This is a genomic window from Terrabacter sp. 05T424, from assembly GCF_056396225.1.
Window position 1 is genome coordinate 391,541 of sequence record NZ_JBFTLB010000002.1, and the last position, 17,704, is coordinate 409,244.

Annotated in this window: 13 protein-coding genes, 2 tRNA genes and 1 pseudogene; 9 read left to right on the plus strand and 7 right to left on the minus strand. The window is 68.8% G+C overall.

The genetic code is table 11. The annotated features are described in order from the left end of the window. Positions 1 to 162 precede the first annotated feature (162 nt). The gene (locus AC1DE0_RS06870; RefSeq protein ID WP_478098544.1) at positions 163 to 1,641 is read left to right on the plus strand and encodes a protealysin inhibitor emfourin; all 1,479 of its coding nucleotides are present in this window, start codon (positions 163 to 165) and stop codon (positions 1,639 to 1,641) included. 9 nt (positions 1,642 to 1,650) lie between these two features. On the opposite strand, the gene AC1DE0_RS06875 is transcribed toward AC1DE0_RS06870, so the two are convergent. Both AC1DE0_RS06875 and AC1DE0_RS06880 read right to left on the minus strand, forming a co-directional pair. Then, positions 1,651 to 2,934, minus strand: coding sequence for a hypothetical protein (locus AC1DE0_RS06875; RefSeq protein ID WP_478098545.1), 1,284 nt, complete (start codon positions 2,932 to 2,934; stop codon positions 1,651 to 1,653). Further along, on the minus strand, positions 2,931 to 3,437 hold the full coding sequence (locus AC1DE0_RS06880) for a SigE family RNA polymerase sigma factor (protein WP_478098547.1): 507 nt from the start codon (positions 3,435 to 3,437) through the stop codon (positions 2,931 to 2,933). Before AC1DE0_RS06880 ends, AC1DE0_RS06875 begins: the two co-directional genes overlap by 4 nt. A 234-nt stretch (positions 3,438 to 3,671) precedes the next feature. On the opposite strand from AC1DE0_RS06880, the gene AC1DE0_RS06885 reads away from it, so the two are divergent. The 7 genes from AC1DE0_RS06885 to AC1DE0_RS06915 all read left to right on the plus strand — a co-directional run bounded on the left by AC1DE0_RS06885 (position 3,672) and on the right by AC1DE0_RS06915 (position 11,763). Continuing rightward, positions 3,672 to 5,105, plus strand: coding sequence for a M4 family metallopeptidase (locus tag AC1DE0_RS06885; protein WP_478098549.1), 1,434 nt, complete (start codon positions 3,672 to 3,674; stop codon positions 5,103 to 5,105). 587 nt (positions 5,106 to 5,692) lie between these two features. Next, positions 5,693 to 7,729, plus strand: coding sequence for a DNA topoisomerase (ATP-hydrolyzing) subunit B (gyrB, locus tag AC1DE0_RS06890; RefSeq protein ID WP_478099558.1), 2,037 nt, complete (start codon positions 5,693 to 5,695; stop codon positions 7,727 to 7,729). A 99-nt stretch (positions 7,730 to 7,828) separates the two neighbouring features. Beyond that, on the plus strand, positions 7,829 to 10,519 hold the full coding sequence (gyrA, locus tag AC1DE0_RS06895; RefSeq protein WP_478098551.1) for a DNA gyrase subunit A: 2,691 nt from the start codon (positions 7,829 to 7,831) through the stop codon (positions 10,517 to 10,519). Next, positions 10,516 to 11,265 (plus strand): DUF3566 domain-containing protein, encoded by a 750-nt coding sequence (locus AC1DE0_RS06900; RefSeq protein WP_478098553.1) that lies wholly within the window; start codon positions 10,516 to 10,518, stop codon positions 11,263 to 11,265. The genes gyrA and AC1DE0_RS06900 overlap by 4 nt, the downstream gene beginning before the upstream one ends. Before the next feature lie 120 nt (positions 11,266 to 11,385). After that, positions 11,386 to 11,462: transfer RNA gene (locus AC1DE0_RS06905), tRNA-Ile, on the plus strand. Positions 11,463 to 11,489: 27 nt separating this feature from the next. Then, positions 11,490 to 11,672: a DLW-39 family protein gene (locus AC1DE0_RS06910; RefSeq protein ID WP_478098555.1), complete on the plus strand. Its 183-nt coding sequence runs from the start codon at positions 11,490 to 11,492 to the stop codon at positions 11,670 to 11,672. 15 nt (positions 11,673 to 11,687) lie between these two features. Further along, a tRNA-Ala gene (locus AC1DE0_RS06915) sits at positions 11,688 to 11,763 on the plus strand. Positions 11,764 to 11,854: 91 nt separating this feature from the next. Here AC1DE0_RS06915 and AC1DE0_RS06920 read toward each other — a convergent pair. The 3 genes and pseudogenes from AC1DE0_RS06920 to AC1DE0_RS06930 form a co-directional block, all read right to left on the minus strand. Next, entirely contained in the window at positions 11,855 to 12,514 is a 660-nt protein-coding gene (locus AC1DE0_RS06920; RefSeq protein WP_478099559.1) for a DUF3427 domain-containing protein, read from the minus strand. Positions 12,515 to 12,834: 320 nt separating this feature from the next. Beyond that, positions 12,835 to 14,490: pseudogene (locus tag AC1DE0_RS06925) on the minus strand (DEAD/DEAH box helicase); the annotation flags it as partial. Between the two features lie 104 nt (positions 14,491 to 14,594). Continuing rightward, entirely contained in the window at positions 14,595 to 14,933 is a 339-nt protein-coding gene (locus AC1DE0_RS06930; RefSeq protein ID WP_478098556.1) for a hypothetical protein, read from the minus strand. A 102-nt stretch (positions 14,934 to 15,035) separates the two neighbouring features. Here AC1DE0_RS06930 and AC1DE0_RS06935 point away from each other — a divergent pair, with 102 nt between their 5' ends. Beyond that, a complete protein-coding gene (locus AC1DE0_RS06935) occupies positions 15,036 to 15,461 on the plus strand; it encodes a hypothetical protein (protein WP_478098558.1) in 426 nt (141 codons plus the stop codon). 49 nt (positions 15,462 to 15,510) lie between these two features. On the opposite strand, the gene AC1DE0_RS06940 is transcribed toward AC1DE0_RS06935, so the two are convergent. Both AC1DE0_RS06940 and AC1DE0_RS06945 read right to left on the minus strand, forming a co-directional pair. After that, positions 15,511 to 16,044 carry a DUF6529 family protein gene (locus tag AC1DE0_RS06940; RefSeq protein WP_478098560.1) on the minus strand — a complete coding sequence of 178 codons (534 nt, stop codon included), beginning with the start codon at positions 16,042 to 16,044 and terminating at the stop codon, positions 15,511 to 15,513. Positions 16,045 to 16,571: 527 nt separating this feature from the next. Next, complete coding sequence (locus tag AC1DE0_RS06945) at positions 16,572 to 17,606, minus strand: hypothetical protein (protein WP_478098561.1); 1,035 nt, start codon at positions 17,604 to 17,606, stop codon at positions 16,572 to 16,574. Between the last annotated feature and the right edge of the window lie 98 nt (positions 17,607 to 17,704).

Consider the following 17,704-nt stretch of genomic DNA (forward strand, 5'->3'; position numbering starts at 1 on the left):
TGCCCACGCCACGCCAGTCCGCACCACCGCCACCACCGTCGAGTGGGCTCTTTGTCTCGGTCGAGTGGGCACTTTGTCTCGGTCGAGTGGGCACTTTGCCGCGCCGGAGGTGCCGGCGCGCGCCGACAGGCGGCTGTCAGTGATCCGTCGCAGACTGTGGTCATGACCCAGACGCCGCACTGCACGATTGTCCCGCCCTACATCCTCGAGGCGCTGGCGGCGAGTGACGAGCCGGCGGTGGCCGCGCACGCCCGTGAGGCGCTGCGGCACGACGAGCACCTGCGGTCGACGCGTCGCACCCCCACCGCTCGACCCACCGGTCGGCGGGCGCCCCGCCGCAAGGACGTCACCGACGGGCCCGAGGCCCACGGCACCGGCCCGCACCGCACGATCTCAGATGCCAAGGGCACCCAGACCACACCCGGCACCAAGATGCGCGCGGAGGGCGAGCCGGCTTCCGGCGATGTGGCGGTCAACGAGGCCTACGACGGTCTCGGCGCCACCTGGGAACTGTGGTCGACGGCATACGCCCGCGACTCCCTCGACGGCAAGGGCATGCCGCTGAACGCGACCGTCCACTACGGGCGCAACTACGACAACGCCTTCTGGGACGGCTCGCAGATGGTGTTCGGCGACGGCGACGGCGTCATCTTCGAGCGCTTCACCAAGAGCGTCGACGTCATCGGGCACGAGTTGGCCCATGGCGTCACCGAGCACACGGCGGGGCTGCTCTACCAAGGTCAGTCGGGTGCGCTCAACGAGTCGATCTCCGACGTCTTCGGCGTGCTGGTCAAGCAGCACCTGCTCGGCCAGAGCGCCGAGCAGGCGGACTGGCTCGTCGGCGCCGACCTGCTGAAACCGTCGGTCAAGGGCAGGGCGCTGCGCGACATGCGCAACCCGGGCACGGCCTACGACGACCCCCGCCTGGGCAAGGACCCGCAACCGGCCCACATGGACGACTTCGTCGACACCGACCAGGACAACGGCGGCGTGCACATCAACTCCGGCATCCCCAACCGGGCGTTCGTCCTCGCGGCCCTCGCGATCGGGGGCAACGCGTGGGAGGCCGCGGGTTCGGTCTGGTATGCGGTCGTGTCGGGTGACGGCATCAAGGCCGACTGCGACTTCGCGACCTTCGCCGCCCTCACCGTGGCCGCCGCTGGCACTGCCCACGGTGACGGCTCGGCTGAGCAGACGGCCGTTCGCTCGGCGTGGGAGCAGGTCGGTGTGCTGGCTGCTGCCTCGGATAGCACCCACGGACCCGCGGGTGACAAGGCGGGCGACGGCGGTGCTGGAGGGGCCGACCGCTCGACCCCGACGCCGGCACCGGACCGTGGCCACGGCAGCACCCCCAGTCCCCAGGCCCAGGTGCTGCTGCGCCGCACCGGTGGGTTCGCAGGTCAGGTGCGCGAACGGCAGGTTGCCCTCGGCGAGCTGCCCGAGCGCGACGCCAAGGACTGGCAGCACCTGCTGGCGGCACCGACCCTCCAGCGCATCGCCGCCTCGACCGAGCGCACCCACCCCGACGCGTACATCTACTCCGTCGTCTGCGACGAGGCCGGCTGCAACGTCACGATCCAGGAGCCCCACCTGCCCGAGGCGATCCACTCGCTCTTCGAACGCACCCTCAGAGAGGACTGAGTCGGACCTTCAGTTGTCCGACAGCACGTAGGGGCCGGTCTCCTCTGGCACGTCGCGGTGCGGCAGCGGACGAGCCGCGCCGACCACCTCGCACCTGCCGTCCAGCCCACAGCGCTGAAGATCGCGTCGGGAGCCGTTCCAGACCTGGACGGTGAGCTGGTGGTCGGCCGTCATCCGCACGCCCTTGACGTCGTCCTTCGCGTCCGCCGCGAGACCGCCTCCCTGCAGGACGATGGCAGCGTCTGACGCGCGGATCACCGCGAGGCTCTCGAAGAGCCAGGGTTTGAGACCGTCGACGTGCCCGGTGGCGAGGACGTACTGACCGTCGTCCGAGAAGCCGAGCATCTGCAGCGGCCCGCACAGACGCCAGATCTCGCGTCCCGAGGCGAGGTCGAGGAGCATCTGGCAGCTCTTCGAACCGTTGCCAGCGGTGTCACCCCCCACAAACGACAGGCCCAGTCCCGAGGGCGCGTTGACGAAGGCCAGCTCCCCCTCGAGCGACCGCACGGCTCCGGTCTCGACGTCCCAGGCGACCGAGCTCCCCGTTCCGGGGCGAGACGCGTAGGCCGTGGTGCCGACCAGACCGGCCGGCGTGTAGCCGGCGTCGCTCGTCGAGCGTGGCTCCAAGGTGGCGATCGTCCTGCCGGCACTGTCGGCGTAGAGCAGGTTGCCGCCGGCGTCGTTGGCGAGCACGTGCGCGCCGTCGTCGCCGACCCGGGGGCGCTGCTGCGATGCGGCGATCGCGGCGCCCTTGGTCCCGTCGGCGTGGACGATCGTGTGGCCGTCCGGCCCGCTCACGAGGAGGCCCTCGCCGAGACGGGCGACGTAGTCGGTCACGCGGAGGTCGTCGGGGAGGCGCATGGTCGTGCCTCCCTGGTGGTAGGTGCCGTCGACGAGGTACCCGACGTCGGTCGTGCCCGTGACCGAGCCATTGGCGGGCTGCAGCGACGCGGCACCGGGCGCGCCCGTCGGTCGGAGGGTGGGAATGCTGGTCGGAGTCGCGGGCGTGGCCGGGGGCGTGGAGGTCGGGGCCGGCGACCCGGTCGCGCGGCTCGCGGTGGGCTGCGTCGGGCCGGTAAGGATCGTGGTGGTCTGGTCCCGGTGCAGCGACGCGACGGCGACGGGCAGCGCGACTGCGAGCACGAGCCCCGCCCCGAGCATAGCGGCTCTGAGCTCGCGGCGTCGGTTGGAACGGTCGCGGGAGATGGCGCGTTCCGCGAGGTCGGCGACAACGCGTACGCCCTCGCTCTGGCGGTCGAGTGCGTGCTTGAGCTCAGGGTCGAAGTGGCTCATGCGGTGGCCTCGCTCATCCTGCTGCGCAGCGCGGAGATCGCGCGGCTCGTGTGGCTCTTGACAGTGCCGACGGAGCACCCCAGGACGTCGGCGGTCTGGGCCTCGGTGAGGTCCTCGTAGTAGCGCAGCACGATGGCCGCGCGCTGCTGGGTGGGCAGCCCCTGCACGTGGCGCCACAGGTCGATCGACTCGGAGGCGTCGAGCCCGGCCGGGGTGGGCGGGTCGAGCACCTCGATGACGTGGCTGCTCGGTGACTCGTGGCGCCGCAGCATCCGGCGCCAGCGCGAGTTGTTCTCGTTGACCATCACCCGGCGCACGTACGCGTCGGGCAGCTCGACGGCGCGGATCCGCTCCCAGTTGCGGTAGACCTTCGCCAGCGCGTTCTGCAGCAGGTCGTCCGCGTGCTCACGGTCGCCGGTCAGCAGGTAGGCGAGCCGGGCGAGTGCCTGCTCGCGGGCGCGCACGTAGGCCGTGAAATCAGCCCGGCGTTCGGCGTCGTCCATCCGTCGTCTCCCCTGTCCGTGTCGCTCGGCGGATGCCGGCACACATCAGAACACCCGCGAGGCAGGGCAGGTTGTCCGAGGACGCGAAAGATTTCGACAGGAAGCCTCGCCTGCCGAAAGCGGGCCAACTCTTTACGAATCCTTGCCGGTCGCAGCGCCTTCGCGGTGGTTGCCTGTGTCGTCGCCACCGCCCGGTTCGAGGTCCTCCTCGAGCTCCCTCCCTGAAAGGTCGACATGCGTCGTTCCCCCCTCCTCGCCCCCTTCGTCGCCCCCGTTGCGGTCATCGCCGCAGCAGGCGCGCTGCTCTGCACCGCCGGCTCCGGCTCCGTCGCGGCTCCGCTGCCCGCGGTCGCCTCAGCCGGCGTTCCCTCGGACCTCACCCTCGTCCAGGTGCGCCGGAGCCTGCTGGGATCGCACTCGTTCTACGCCCAGACCTACCGCGGCGTGCCGGTTCTCGGCGGCTTCTACTCCGTGCACTCGACGGGCGCGACGTCGTCGGTCGATGACGGGCGCAAGGCGGTGACCGGCCTCGCGTCGGTGACGCCCGGCCTGGCCCGAGGCAACGCGGCCGCAGCGGCCAAGGCCCACGGCAACGCCCGGTCGAGCCGTCTCGTGGTGGTGCCCGGCGCCGCCGGAGCCGCAGCCACGCTCGCCTACGAGGTGACCACCGACCAGGACAAGAAGGTCCTCGTCGACGCCCACAGCGGCAAGGTCGGCAAGGTCACCGACGAGCGCCGCCTCGCCGACGGCTCGGGCAAGGTCTTCGACCCCAACCCCGTTGTCGCGCTGCAGAACGAGTCCCTCAAGGACGCGAGCAACGCCGACTCCGCGGTGCCGGCCGCCGCCTACAAGACGGTGACGCTCGCCAACCTCGACGGCTCGGGCTACCTGCGCGGCGCGTACGCGAAGGTCATCAACAGCACCAAGGGCAAGAACCCGGCTGCCTTCTCGTCGGCCAACTCGTTCCTCTACACGCGCAGTGACAGCCGGTTCGAGCAGGTCAACAGCTACTACGCGGTCGACCGCCTGCAGACCTACATCCAGTCGCTCGGCTTCACGAACGTCAACAACGAGGCCCAGGACCTCAACGTCAACGCGACGACGCAGGACAACTCCTGGTACACCCCCAGCCAGGACACCATCACCATCGGCACCGGCGGCGTCGACGACGGCGAGGACCAGGAGGTCGTGTGGCACGAGTACGGCCACGCGGTCCAGGACGACCAGGTGCCCGGGTTCGGCGCCAGCAACGACGGTGGCGCCATCGGCGAGGGCTTCGGCGACTACCTGGCCGCCACCATGTCGCAGGCGAACTCGGCCGACACTGCGACGACCCCGTGGGCTTGCGTCATGGACTGGGACTCGACGAGCTACACCTCGACCGCGCCGCACTGCATCCGGCGGCTCGACACCGCGAAGACCGTCGCGAACCGCACCGGCGAGGTGCACGACGACGGCGAGATCTGGAGCCACGCCCTCTGGGACATGAACAAGGGCCTCGGGCGGGACAAGGCGACCCGGATCATCCTCGAGGCGCAGTTCGGCTACTCCCCCACGACGACGTGGGCGGCCGCCGCCCAGAAGACCGTCGACACGGCGTCGGCGCTCTACGGCGCGACCGACGCGGCCACGGTGCGCGCAGCCTTCCAGGCCCGCGGCATCCTCTGAGGCACCTGTCGATGGGTGTCGCGTCACCCCTTTGCGTATGCCGGGAGGTCGGGTTCCGCCGGGACCCGGCCTCCCGGCATACCGGGTCGTAAAGCAGGTCGAGAAGCCGGTCGAAACGCGGGTCGCGGGCCTGTGGACAGGGCGTGACCGAGGGACGTGGGAGCGGGAGAATGGACCCGTGGGTCCAGCGCGATCGCTGGGAGCGCTGCGACTCGTGAGAAGGCGTCACAGGCGCGCTGGGGGGTCGGGGGGTGACTCCCCCCTCGGATGACGGGGTGTTCGGGCCGGAAAATGGCCGTTCCGCGCGTCTGACGGCACGGTTCACCTCTCCGGACCGTTAGAATGATGAGGTTGCGGCTCGACGTCACGTCGGGCCGCCCGCATGAGGTCTGACCACCAAGGGTCACCAGAGGAGAGACGTGTCCGACGCCGACGAGCCGACCACCACCAGCACCACCCCGAGTCCCAGCGACTCGATCCCTGACTCGGTCCCCGACTCGACCAACGGCTCGACACCGGCTCCAGCTCCTGCGTCGGCGCCCCCCGCGGACGTCCGGCCCAACGGCGTCGACTACGACGCCAGCGCGATCACCGTCCTCGAGGGTCTCGAGGCCGTGCGCAAGCGCCCCGGCATGTACATCGGCTCGACCGGCCCGCGCGGCCTGCACCACCTCGTCTACGAGATCGTCGACAACGCGGTGGACGAGTCGCTCGCCGGCTACGCCGACACCATCGACGTGACCCTGCTCGCCGACGGCGGCGTGCGGGTCAAGGACAACGGCCGTGGCATCCCCACCGACATCCACCCGGTCGAGAAGATCAGCGCCGTCGAGCTCGTGCTGACGCAGCTGCACGCCGGCGGCAAGTTCGGTGGCGGCGGCTACAAGGTATCCGGCGGCCTGCACGGCGTCGGCAGCTCGGTCGTCAACGCCCTCTCGCACCGCCTCAAGGCGGCCGTGCGCCAGAAGGGCCACGTCTTCCGGATGAGCTTCACCGACGGCGTGCCCGACGGGCCGCTGGAGCAGATGGAGGCCACCGACGAGACCGGCACGACGATCACCTTCTGGGCCAACGACGACATCTTCGAGACGGTCGACTACGACTTCGAGACGATCCGGGCCCGCATGCAGCAGATGGCCTTCCTCAACAAGGGCCTGACGATCAACCTGCTCGACGAGCGCGTCGAGCAGACGGTCAACCAGGGTGACGTCGACCTCGACGACCTCGACGAGAACATCGAGGTCGTCGACGAGGCCGACGACGACGCGCCCACGGCCAGTGGCGCCGGCTCTGACGGCGCCGAGAAGAAGAAGGTCACTGCGAAGCGGGTCAGCTACCGCTACGACAACGGCCTCGTCGACTACGTCAACCACATCAACGGCAGCAAGCGCAGCGAGCCCGTGCACCCCGAGGTCATCTCGATCGAGGCCGAGGACGAGGCCCGCTCGCTCAGCCTCGAGCTCGCCATGCAGTGGACCAACGCCTACAGCGAGTCGGTCCACACCTACGCCAACGCGATCAACACCCACGAGGGCGGCACGCACGAGGAGGGCTTTCGTGCGGCGATGACCAAGCTCATCAACGACTTCGCGCGCCGCCAGAACCTCCTCAAGGAGAAGGACGAGAACCTCACGGGCGACGACATCCGCGAGGGCCTGACCGCCGTCATCTCGGTCAAGCTCGGCGAGCCGCAGTTCGAGGGCCAGACCAAGACCAAGCTCGGCAACTCCGAGGTGAAGGGCTTCGTCCAGCGCGCCATGACCGACGAGTTCGGCCACTGGCTCGGCGCCCACCCCAACGAGGGCAAGGACATCGTGCGCAAGTCGGTGCAGGCCGCCGCCGCCCGCATGGCCGCGCGCAAGGCGCGCGAGGCCACCCGCCGCAAGGGCCTGCTCGAGTCGGGTGGCCTGCCGGGCAAGCTCAAGGACTGCCAGAGCAAGGACCCCAGCATCTCCGAGGTCTTCATCGTCGAGGGCGACAGCGCCGGCGGCTCGGCCACGCAGGCCCGCAACCCGCACACCCAGGCAATCCTCCCGATCCGCGGCAAGATCCTCAACGTCGAGAAGGCGCGCATCGACAAGATCCTCGCCAACAACGAGGTCCAGGCGCTCATCTCCGCGTTCGGCACAGGCATCGGCGAGGACTTCGACATCGACAAGGCGCGCTACCACAAGATCGTGCTGATGGCCGATGCCGACGTCGACGGGATGCACATCCGCACCCTGCTGCTGACGCTGCTGTTCCGGTTCATGCGCCCGCTCATCGAGGCCGGCTACGTCTACCTCGCGCAGCCGCCGCTCTTCCGCCTGCGCTGGAGCAACGCCGACCACCAGTTCGCCTACTCCGACAAGGAGCGCGACGGCCTGCGCAAGATCGGCGAGGACAAGGGCTGGCGCCTGCCGAAGGACAACCCGATCCAGCGCTACAAGGGCCTCGGCGAGATGAACTACCAGGAGCTCGGCGAGACGACGATGGACCAGTCCACGCGCACGCTGCTCCAGGTCACCCTCGACGACGCCGCCAAGGCCGACGAGGTCTTCGCCGTCCTCATGGGCGAGGACGTCGAGTCGCGCCGCTCGTTCATCCAGAAGAACGCGCACGACGTGAAGTTCCTCGACATCTGACCTCCGCCGTATGCCGTCCGGCACGTTCCACGTGAAACGTCGCCCCCCGGCATACGTCCTCTGCTGCACCAATCTGACTGAGAGACAAAGGGATCTGACGTGAGCGACGACCTGCCTCCCACCAACGGGGACGACGTCACCGAGCCTTCCGAGGAGAACGTCGACGCACGCGCGGTCATCGCGCGTGAGCCCGGCGAGCACGATCGGGTCGAGCCGATCGACCTCAACACCGAGATGCAGCGCAGCTACATCGAGTACGCGATGTCCGTCATCGTGTCCCGCGCGCTGCCCGACGTGCGTGACGGCCTCAAGCCCGTGCACCGCCGCATCGTCTACGCGATGTACGACGGCGGCTACCGTCCCGACCGCGGGTTCAACAAGTGCGCCCGCGTCGTCGGCGACGTCATGGGTCACTACCACCCGCACGGTGACTCGGCGATCTACGACGCCCTCGTGCGCCTCGTGCAGGACTGGTCGCTGCGCTACCCGCTCGTCCAGGGCCAGGGCAACTTCGGCTCGCGCGGCAACGACGGCGCGGCCGCCCCCCGTTACACCGAGTGCCGGATGGCCCCGATCGCCATGGAGATGGTGCGGGACATCGACCAGGACACCGTCGACTTCGTGCCGAACTACGACGGCAAGACGATGCAGCCGTCGGTCCTGCCGAGCCGCTTCCCCAACCTGCTGGTCAACGGCTCGGCCGGCATCGCCGTCGGCATGGCCACGCAGATCCCGGCGCACAACCTCCGTGAGGTCGCCGCGGGTGCGCAGTACTACCTCGACCACCCGGAGATCGGTCGCGAGGAGCTGCTCGAGGCGCTGCTCGGCATCATCAAGGGGCCCGACTTCCCGACCGGCGCGCTCATCATGGGCCACCGCGGCATCGAGGACGCCTACCGCACGGGCCGTGGGTCGATCATCATGCGGGCGGTCGTCAACGTCGAGGAGATCCAGAACCGGCAGTGCCTCGTCGTCACCGAGCTGCCCTACCAGGTCAACCCCGACATGCTCGCGCTGAAGATCGCCGACCTCGTCAAGGACGGCAAGATCGCGGGCATCTCCGACATCCGCGACGAGACGTCAGGCCGCACCGGTCTGCGCATCGTCGTCGTGCTCAAGCGCGACGCCGTCGCCAAGGTCGTGCTCAACAACCTCTACAAGCACACGCAGCTGCAGACGACGTTCGGCGCAAACATGCTGGCGCTCGTCGACGACGTGCCCCGCACGCTGCCTCTCGACGGCTTCATCCGGCACTGGGTCGACCACCAGATCGAGGTCATCGTCCGGCGCACGAGGTTCCGCCTCAACAAGGCCGAGCAGGAGATCCACATCCTGCGTGGTCTGCTCAAGGCGCTCGACATGCTCGACGAGGTCATCGCGCTCATCCGCGGGTCGCGCACCGTCGACGTCGCCCGCGAGGGCCTCATCGAGCTGCTCGCCATCGACGAGACGCAGGCGAACGCGATCCTCAACATGCAGCTGAGACGGCTCGCCGCCCTCGAGCGCGAGAAGCTGCAGCAGGACCACGACGCGCTGCAGGAGCTGATCGACGAGTACACCGCGATCCTCGCCTCGCCGCAGCGCCAACGCGACATCGTCTCCGAGGAGCTGCAGGCCATCGTCGACAAGTACGGCGACGACCGGCGCACCGAGATCATCCCCTTCGACGGCGACATGTCGATGGAGGACCTCATCCCCGAGGAGGACGTCGTCGTCACGATCACTCGCGGCGGCTACGCCAAGCGCACGCGGGTCGACCAGTACCGCTCGCAGAAGCGCGGCGGCAAGGGCGTGCGCGGCACGTCACTGCGTGGCGAGGACGTCGTCGAGCACTTCTTCACGACGACGACGCACCACTGGCTGCTCTTCTTCACCAACCTCGGACGCGTCTACCGCGCCAAGGCGTACGAGCTGCCCGAGGGCTCGCGCGAGAGCAAGGGCCAGCACGTGGCCAACCTGCTGGCGTTCCAGCCCGGCGAGCAGATCGCCCAGGTGCTCGCGATCAAGGACTACGAGGCCGGCGACTACCTCGTGCTCGCCACGCGCCGTGGCCTGGTCAAGAAGACCCGCCTCGCCGACTACGACTCGAACCGCTCGGGCGGCCTCATCGCCGTGAACCTGCGCGAAGGTGACGAGCTCGTGGGGGCCGGGCTGGCGTCCAACCGCGACGACCTGCTGCTCGTCTCGCGCAAGGGCCAGTCGGTGCGCTTCACCGCCACCGACGAGGCACTGCGCCCGATGGGCCGGTCGACGTCCGGCGTCACCGGCATGAAGTTCCGCGACGGCGACGACCTGCTCGCGATGTCCGTCGTCGAGGAGGGCGAGAGCCCCGACGTGTTCGTCGTCTTCGAGAACGGTCTGGCCAAGCGCACCCCGGTGTCGGAGTACCGCCTCCAGGGCCGCGGTGGCCTCGGCATCAAGGTGGCCAAGCTGTCGGAGAAGGGCGGCGACCTCGTCGGTGCCCTCACCGTGGTCGAGACCGACGAGGTCATGGTCGTCATGGAGAAGGGCAAGATCGTTCGCTCGCGCGTCGACGAGGTGCGCCACACCGGTCGCTCGTCGCAGGGCGTGAAGTTCGCGACGCCCGACAAGGGTGACTCGATCGTGGCGGTGGCCCGCAACGCCGAGTCGGCCAGCGCGGTCGAGGACATCGAGGCCGGTGAGCCCGTCGACCAGCCGTCCGGCACGGGAGCGCCCGCTACGGTTCCCAGCGATGATGGCGTACCGTCGGACGAGACCTCGACTGGCGAGGGCGGTTCGTCCGAGGACGACAACGGAGGTGACGCATGAGCACGACCAGTTCTGAAGGGTCGTTCGGCGCGGCCGGCTACGGTGCCGGTTCGTCGCGGGGCTCAGGCAGCGGCAAGGGCGCCACCTCGGGCGGCAGTGCGAGCAGTGCGGGCACCACCTCTGGGAGCGGCTCCGGTGGTTCCGCCGACTCGGGCAGCAGCTCGTCCAATGGCTACTACGGCTCCGGCGCAACCGCGTACGCCTCCGGCTCCGGCTCCGGCTCCGGCTCGTCCGGCAGCACGTCGGGCGCCGCTCCCAGCGACTCGACGACCTCGCTCTCACGCGGAGCCGTCACCACGCGTACGGCCCCGACCCAGAAGGTCGGCGCTGCACCCGGCCGGCCCGCCGGCGCTGCTGGCGCGGCCCCTCGCAAGCACAAGGGCCCCCGCCGCGTCCGCCTCGCCGTCGCGCGCGTCGACCCCTGGTCGGTCATGAAGATGAGCTTCCTGCTGTCGGTGGCGCTCGGCATCGCCGGCGTCATCCTCACGGCCGTGCTGTGGATGATCCTGTCGACGATGAACGTCTTCTCCGACATCGAGGGCGTGCTGCAGTCGCTGCAGACGACGACCTCCGACCCGTTCTCGATCAAGGACTACGTCGGCTTCGGTCGCGTCGTGTCGCTCTCGATCGTCATCGGTGTCATCGACGTCATCCTGATGACCGCCATCGCGACCGTCATGGCGTTCCTCTACAACATCTGCTCGGCCCTCGTCGGCGGCGTGCAGCTCACCCTGACCGACGACTGACCCCGCCTGCACCCCGCGGATGCGACCGTTTTGTAGGTTCGCGGGGGCATCGGGTAACGTTTCCCCTCGCGTCCGGTCATCACCTCTGACGGGGTGGATCGGTCGCGCGAAGGTGACGATGGGCCTATAGCTCAGACGGTTAGAGCGCTTCCCTGATAAGGAAGAGGTCGGAGGTTCAAGTCCTCCTAGGCCCACCATCACCGCCACTTCGGAGAGGATCTCGAATGCTCAAGCGTCTCGCCCTCATCGGTGGCGCAGTCGCCGGCCTCGTGCTCCTGCGCAAGAAGGCCAAGCAGCAGCAGGCCGAGCAGGACCTGTGGACGCAGGCCACCGACGACGTGCAGGCACCGGTCACCCCGGCTCCCGCATCGCCCTCGGCCAACGGCCAGGCCAGCGCCGCGAGCTGACCTCCTCCCCGTCCAGGGGCCATGGCGCAATTGGTAGCGCACCTGCTTTGCAAGCAGGGGGTTAGGGGTTCGAGTCCCCTTGGCTCCACCACAGGTCAGAGCCCCTTTTCCGGTCACCGGGGAGGGGCTCTTCCATGTCCTCCTGGGCCGCGCGAAGCCACGCCGCCAAGTGCCGCCTCTGATCAGGCCACTGCAGGTGCGAAAGCTGCGAACAGATCGCCGGACAACGGGTGGTCAAGCTCCCAGGTCACGGCCATCGGGCGTTCTGAGGTGTGTCCGCGATATCGCGCTGGTCCGAGGAACCAGAAGGCGCGATCGTCCTGACGCATACGCGCGAAGAGCAGGATGGAGTGACCAAGCGACTCGTGGTGGATGTAACGCTGGCCGGTTGGACTGCTTTCGCGGGTGCCTGACTGGCTCTCCCAATGGATGCGAGTCGGACTGATCGCGTAATCGCGGTATCGCGTCGTCGGTGAGAAGTTGCCGTTGGCCTTGTCCAGCGTGAAAGCGAGCAGGTCGCAACGGGCCTCGGCGACGTGACGCACTCCTTCTCGCCAAGGAGGGAGTCCTGCCTGCGAGCCCCCAGCGAAGGCGGCCAGGATTTCCGTCCGGGTGTACTGGGCATGGACTTCGAGGGGCACGTCGTCGAGGCCCCGAAGGGGTGCATACACGTGGTCCGAGCGAGCTTCGAGGATCGGGTACAGCTCCTTGAGTTCGGAAAGAACTTGAGGGTGCTGCCACACCAGGTCCACAGCAGCCTGCAGCGGGGCGTTCCCTGACACGTGCTGGTCTGCCAAGGCTGCCACGAGCATGTGCGTGAGCCGTCGCTCGGTCTTCGTCATGGAGTCGACCAGCGGGCGCGTCGGCTGGTCGACGAGCGAGCGATACGTCTGAAGCCGCAACGGATCAGCGACATGAAGGGTTCGGCCGATCGCCCGGCGCAGCGCAGCCTCACGAGGTCCGGCCGGCCCGGCGTGGCCGCCTCCGGCCTCGAGCAGCTCGGACCAGCTACGACCGCCGCCGTAGATGTCGTCGAGATCGAGTCCTGTCTCCTCGAGGTACTGCGAGAGTCCCAGGTTCGGCACGCGCTGACGTAGCGATCGGAACTCGTCCACCTTGGCTGGCCACCGGGAGGGGATCGCCTCTCGGAGACTTCGGATCACGATGTCCGAGGCAACCCGATCAAGCTGCATGTTGCACCCTGCGGGGAGGTACGGGAACTGCTGGACGATCGCGGACTCCAGCTCACGACGTGTGACGTTGAGCAGTGCTCGGTACCGCCGATCGAAACGGAACTCCTTGCGGTGGGTCTGGACGAAATCGAGCACGGTGCAGATGCTCTTGTGCATCGCCTTGCGCAGCCCGCGGCCCAGTTGCTGGAGGAAGAGCACCGGGCTCTCAGTGGGACGCAGCATGAGGACGGTGTCGACGGTGGGCACGTCGACGCCTTCGTTGAAGAGGTCTACCGAGAAGATCGCACGCACCGCACCTGAGGCGAGGTCTCGCAGCGCCTTCTCACGCTCCACCGCCGCAGTCTGACCCCAGATGGCTACCGCAGGGATGCCATGCTCCCGAAACTTCCGCGCCATGAACCGTGCATGCTCGACGCTCACACAGAAGCCGAAGCAGCGCATGCTGCTGGGATCGACGTAGCGACGAACCTGCTCGATCACCTGGCGGGCCCAGACATCGTTCCCTGTGTAGATGTCGCTCAGCGCCGACGCGTCGTAGCCGACTCCGCGACGCCAAGGGACGTCCCTGAGATCGAGTCCATCGTGGATTCCGAAGTATTGGAACGGCACCAAGTGCTGTTGGTCGATGGCATCCCAGAGGCGCAGTTCGGCGGCGATGCGATCGCCGAACCAGTGCAGGATGGGCAGGCCGTCGGACCGTTCCGGAGTGGCAGTCAGACCCAGCAGTTCGACCGGGCGCAAGTGCTCCAAGAGCCGCCCATAGCTGGTAGCGGCCGCGTGGTGAAACTCGTCCACGATGACGACGTCGAAGTGGTCCGGGGCGATCGAGTCGATCCCGCTGACGTTCAGACTCTGGATCGAGGCGAATACGTGCTCGAAGTCCTGTGGACGATGTCCGCCGACCCACTTCTCTCCGAAGGAGGCGTCTCGCAGGCATGCTGAAACGTCGCGCGACTCTGATCCAGGATTTCCTCGCGATGAGCCACGAACAGCAGCCGCGAGCGCGGCAGCGTGTGGCGTAGGCGTGCGTAGTCCACCGCCGCCATCACGGTCTTTCCTGTGCCAGTCGCCGCGACGAGGAGGTTGCGGTGACGGTGGTGCAGCCGAGCGACTTCGAGCAGCTCGAGAAGTCGCTCCTGGAAGGGTCGTGGGGTGACCTCGATGGAGCTCAGGATCACGGTTGGCCCCGCGCCCCCGGGACGAGCTGCCCGGACCTGCTCTTCGAACTGGCTCGGGTGGTAGTCGATGAATTCCCCGCTTGACCAGTACGCGTCAAAGGTGCCGATGAACTTCTCGATGACCGGTCGGTTCCGTGCGGCCGACACCCGAACGTTCCACTCGAGACCTGTGGCCTGGGCAGAGTGGGTCAGGTTGGACGATCCGACCAACGCGGTGGAGAAGCCGGTGCGTCGATGGAAGATCCATGCCTTCGCGTGGAGACGGGTCGTTGTCGTGTCATAGGAGACCCGCACTTGTGCACCCAGGTCGACGAGTCGTTCGAGTGCGGAGCTCTCCGTCGAACCGGTGTAGGTGGTCGTGAGAAGCCGCAACTCCTTGCCCGCCTCACAGTGGCGACGAAGGGCCTCGAGCAAGGGGGTGATCCCACTCCGTCGGACGAAGGCCATGACGACGTCGATCGAGTCCGCAGAGGCGATCTCGGACTGGATCTGCTTCCAGAGGCTGGGCTCCCCGGGCGCATTGGTGAGCAACGCCGTGTCGAGCAGCGGCGTCAGGGGCTCGCGACCGGCTCCGGCTTGCCGTCTGGCCTGCGGGCCAGGACGCCGCGCAGGACCTCGCCGCTGACTGCAGGCGTCTCTTCGCGAGACGTCGAGGACAGCATGCCGAGAAGGGTGAAGATTGCGCGCGCGACCTTCACGCCCACTTCGATGCGCTTCTCGTCAGAGACGTCCGATAGTGCACGTTCGATCTCACGACTGACGTGGATGGCGATTCGATCTGCGGCCTCGGCTTTGTTGAGCGGCCGGCGGTCAGCTAGGTCGTCGGGGACACTCCGCAGACGCTGGATCAATGCGTCCGTGACGATCGCCTCGTAAAGACCCTCCTCCACGGCCGGCAACCTACTAGGGATCTCGCCTCTTTGGAGCCGCGAAACACGGGCGAGGTGTCTCTACATGCGGCCTCACCCAGATCGAGTGCACAAACTGACGGAGTGTTCTTTCGATTGACGGCTGCGGAGTGGTTCTGCGATCGGTGGGGCGATCACTACACCAGGTGCGTCCAGCGACTGGCCTCGCGTCGGGTCCGTCGCCGCGTCGAGCTGGCCGCACCGGGCGGCATCCTCGTCGACGTGCCGTCGGACGCCTTCACCGCTGTCGTGGCTGCGCTGCTCGACGACTGTGTCGGCTCGGGCAGCGGCACGGTGCGTGCCGAGGTCGCCGACCGTGGCACCCACGTCGAGGTCGTCATCTCGGACGACGGCCCCCCGCGCGGCGCGCCCGACCTCGTCCACCGCGACACCGCGCCCGCGCACCTGGCCGCCGCGGTCACGACGGCGGAGTCGTTCGGGGGACGCCTCATGGTCGCCGACGCCTCGACGCACCGGTACCGGCTGCTGCTCCCGCGCGCGGGGGCGTGAGCCGGGGGCCGCGGCCTGGCCCCGACGCCGCGTCGAGGGTAATCGTCGATCAATCCGTGGCGAGGTACCAGACGGCCGACGTCAGCACCGCCAGCATGAGCGACCCGAAGAGCAGCCCGCCGGCCACCGGCAGGAACCAGCCCGCCGCCCGTCTCGAGCGCACGGCCACGAGCTTGACCACAATGGCCCCCACGACGGTGCAGCCGAGGACACCGTGCACGACGGTGCGAGCCGGCACCGGCTTGCCGTCGCGCAGGGTGCCCGACTCGAGACCGAGCGCCCACATGCAGTGGTAGGCCACGACCACGGTGAGCACGAGGACGATGGCCCCGCAGATGCGGTGGGCGGGGCCGACCCAGGCCGGGGCCGCGCTGCCGAACCTGCCGTACATCCAGAGGGCACCCAGGACCTGGAGCACCGCGAGCACGGCGATCGCGATCGAGAGCACCACCTTCATCGAGATGACGGTGCGGAACCCCAAGGTGGTGGTGCCGGCGAGCGTCGGGTCGTGCACCTTGCCGAAGACCCCGACGAGGAGCGCCACCACGGCCCCCAGGGCGAACGCCGTCAGTGGGACGGACATGCTTCTGGGCTGCGCGCTCTCTGCCATCTCGTCAGGATCCTCCCGACCTCCCCCGTGCGTCGAGCACTTCCTCGACGCAGGACGCCGGTCGAGCATCCCACCAGCTGCGCTGTCGCGAATTCGGCTGACCGAGCGGGCCACGTTGCGCGTCGTTTCGCGGGCCCGCGCCCCGCACAGGGAATCCATGGCAACTACCTATGGCGGATCCACACCTCGAGTGTCATGCTCGATGGAGCACCATCGACGGCTCCCGTTCCGGGGCCGGCCCATCGGGGGCGTGGTGCCTGGAAGGACGAGAAGGACGACACGGATCGATCCGATCTGATGCAAACTTCATCAAGACTCTTTCGCAACTGGCCAAGTTCCGTTTACACTCGTCAGTAGCGAAGGGTTGGGCCCGCACGAACCGCGCCCAGCCCTTCTGCATGTGCTGGCTCGCGCTGTCCCCCTGTCGGTGCGAGCCAGCTCAAGCAGAGAAGGACCCGGATGCCTCTGGCACCCGGGTCCTTCTCTGTCCGCGGCTGGGGTCAGCTGCCGGCGTCGTCTCCCCGCTGGGCGCGGGTGCGGGCCGAGCCTCGTGAGGAGGCCGTGGTCGACGCGCCGTTGATCGTGCCGCCCTCGACCGCGTCGGAGGTGATCGCGTCGGAGTCGAGGGCCGGGTCGACGGACGTCACCTGGCCCGGCGCGCCGGAGGTGTCGACGGACTCGCCCGAGCGGTCCTTGGCGTCGGCCATGACCGACTGGCCCTTGGCGGCGAGGTCGCCGGCCTTGTCCTTGGCGGCGTCGGCGAGCTCGGAGCCCTTCTCCTTGGCTTTGGTCGCGGCGTCCGTGACAGCGTCCTTCGCGTGGCTCACCTGCTCGGCGGCCTTGTCCTTGAAGGTGGCCGCGTCGGAGGTGCCAGCCGTGCCGGCCGTGCGCGAGTCGAGCGGCGTGGCCCACGGGTCGTCGGCCTGCTGCTGCTTGCGGAAGGCGGCAACGGCGGCGACGGCGGCGGCCGTGAGACCGATGGCGATGAGCCACTTGCCCTTGCCGCCGCGCTTCTTGGCCACGGCGTCGCCCTTGAGCACGGCATACGCGTCGTGGGCGCGCTGCCCGCCGATGGCGGTCGACTCCCTGGCCTGCGCGGCCGCCTGCTCGAGGTGCGGCTGGGCCGCCTCGCGGGCCTGCTCGGCGCCGGCGGCGAGAGCCGCGGCAGCAGTGGCGATGGCCGCGCCCACCTTGGGCAGCACCGTGTCGACGAGGGTCGACTGGGCCGCCTCGACATGCGGCTTGGCGCGGTCTGCGGCCTCGTGCAGCGTCGGTCCGGCCGCCTCCTTGGCGGCGGCGAAGCGCTCACGGGCGGCCTCGGCCGCGTCGTGGAGCACCGGTGCCGCAGCCTCGCGGGCTGCACGGGCACGCTCTGAGGCGGCCTCCCTCGCAGCTGCGGAAGCCTCGCTCGCCGAGCTGGCGGCGGCGTCCTTCAGCGAGCCGAGCCGGTCGCCGGCCGCCGAGCTGAGATCTGCTGCAGCGGCACGCGCCTGGTCGACGGCAGCCTCCGTGCGGGACTGCTTGGTTCGGAACATTCGTCCTCCTAGGTCCACTCGTCCTTACCCATCCTGCCAAGTTCAGTGACGCAGCGCACGGGCCGGGGCGTCCGCGGGGGCGGCCCTTCCGGTTGGGT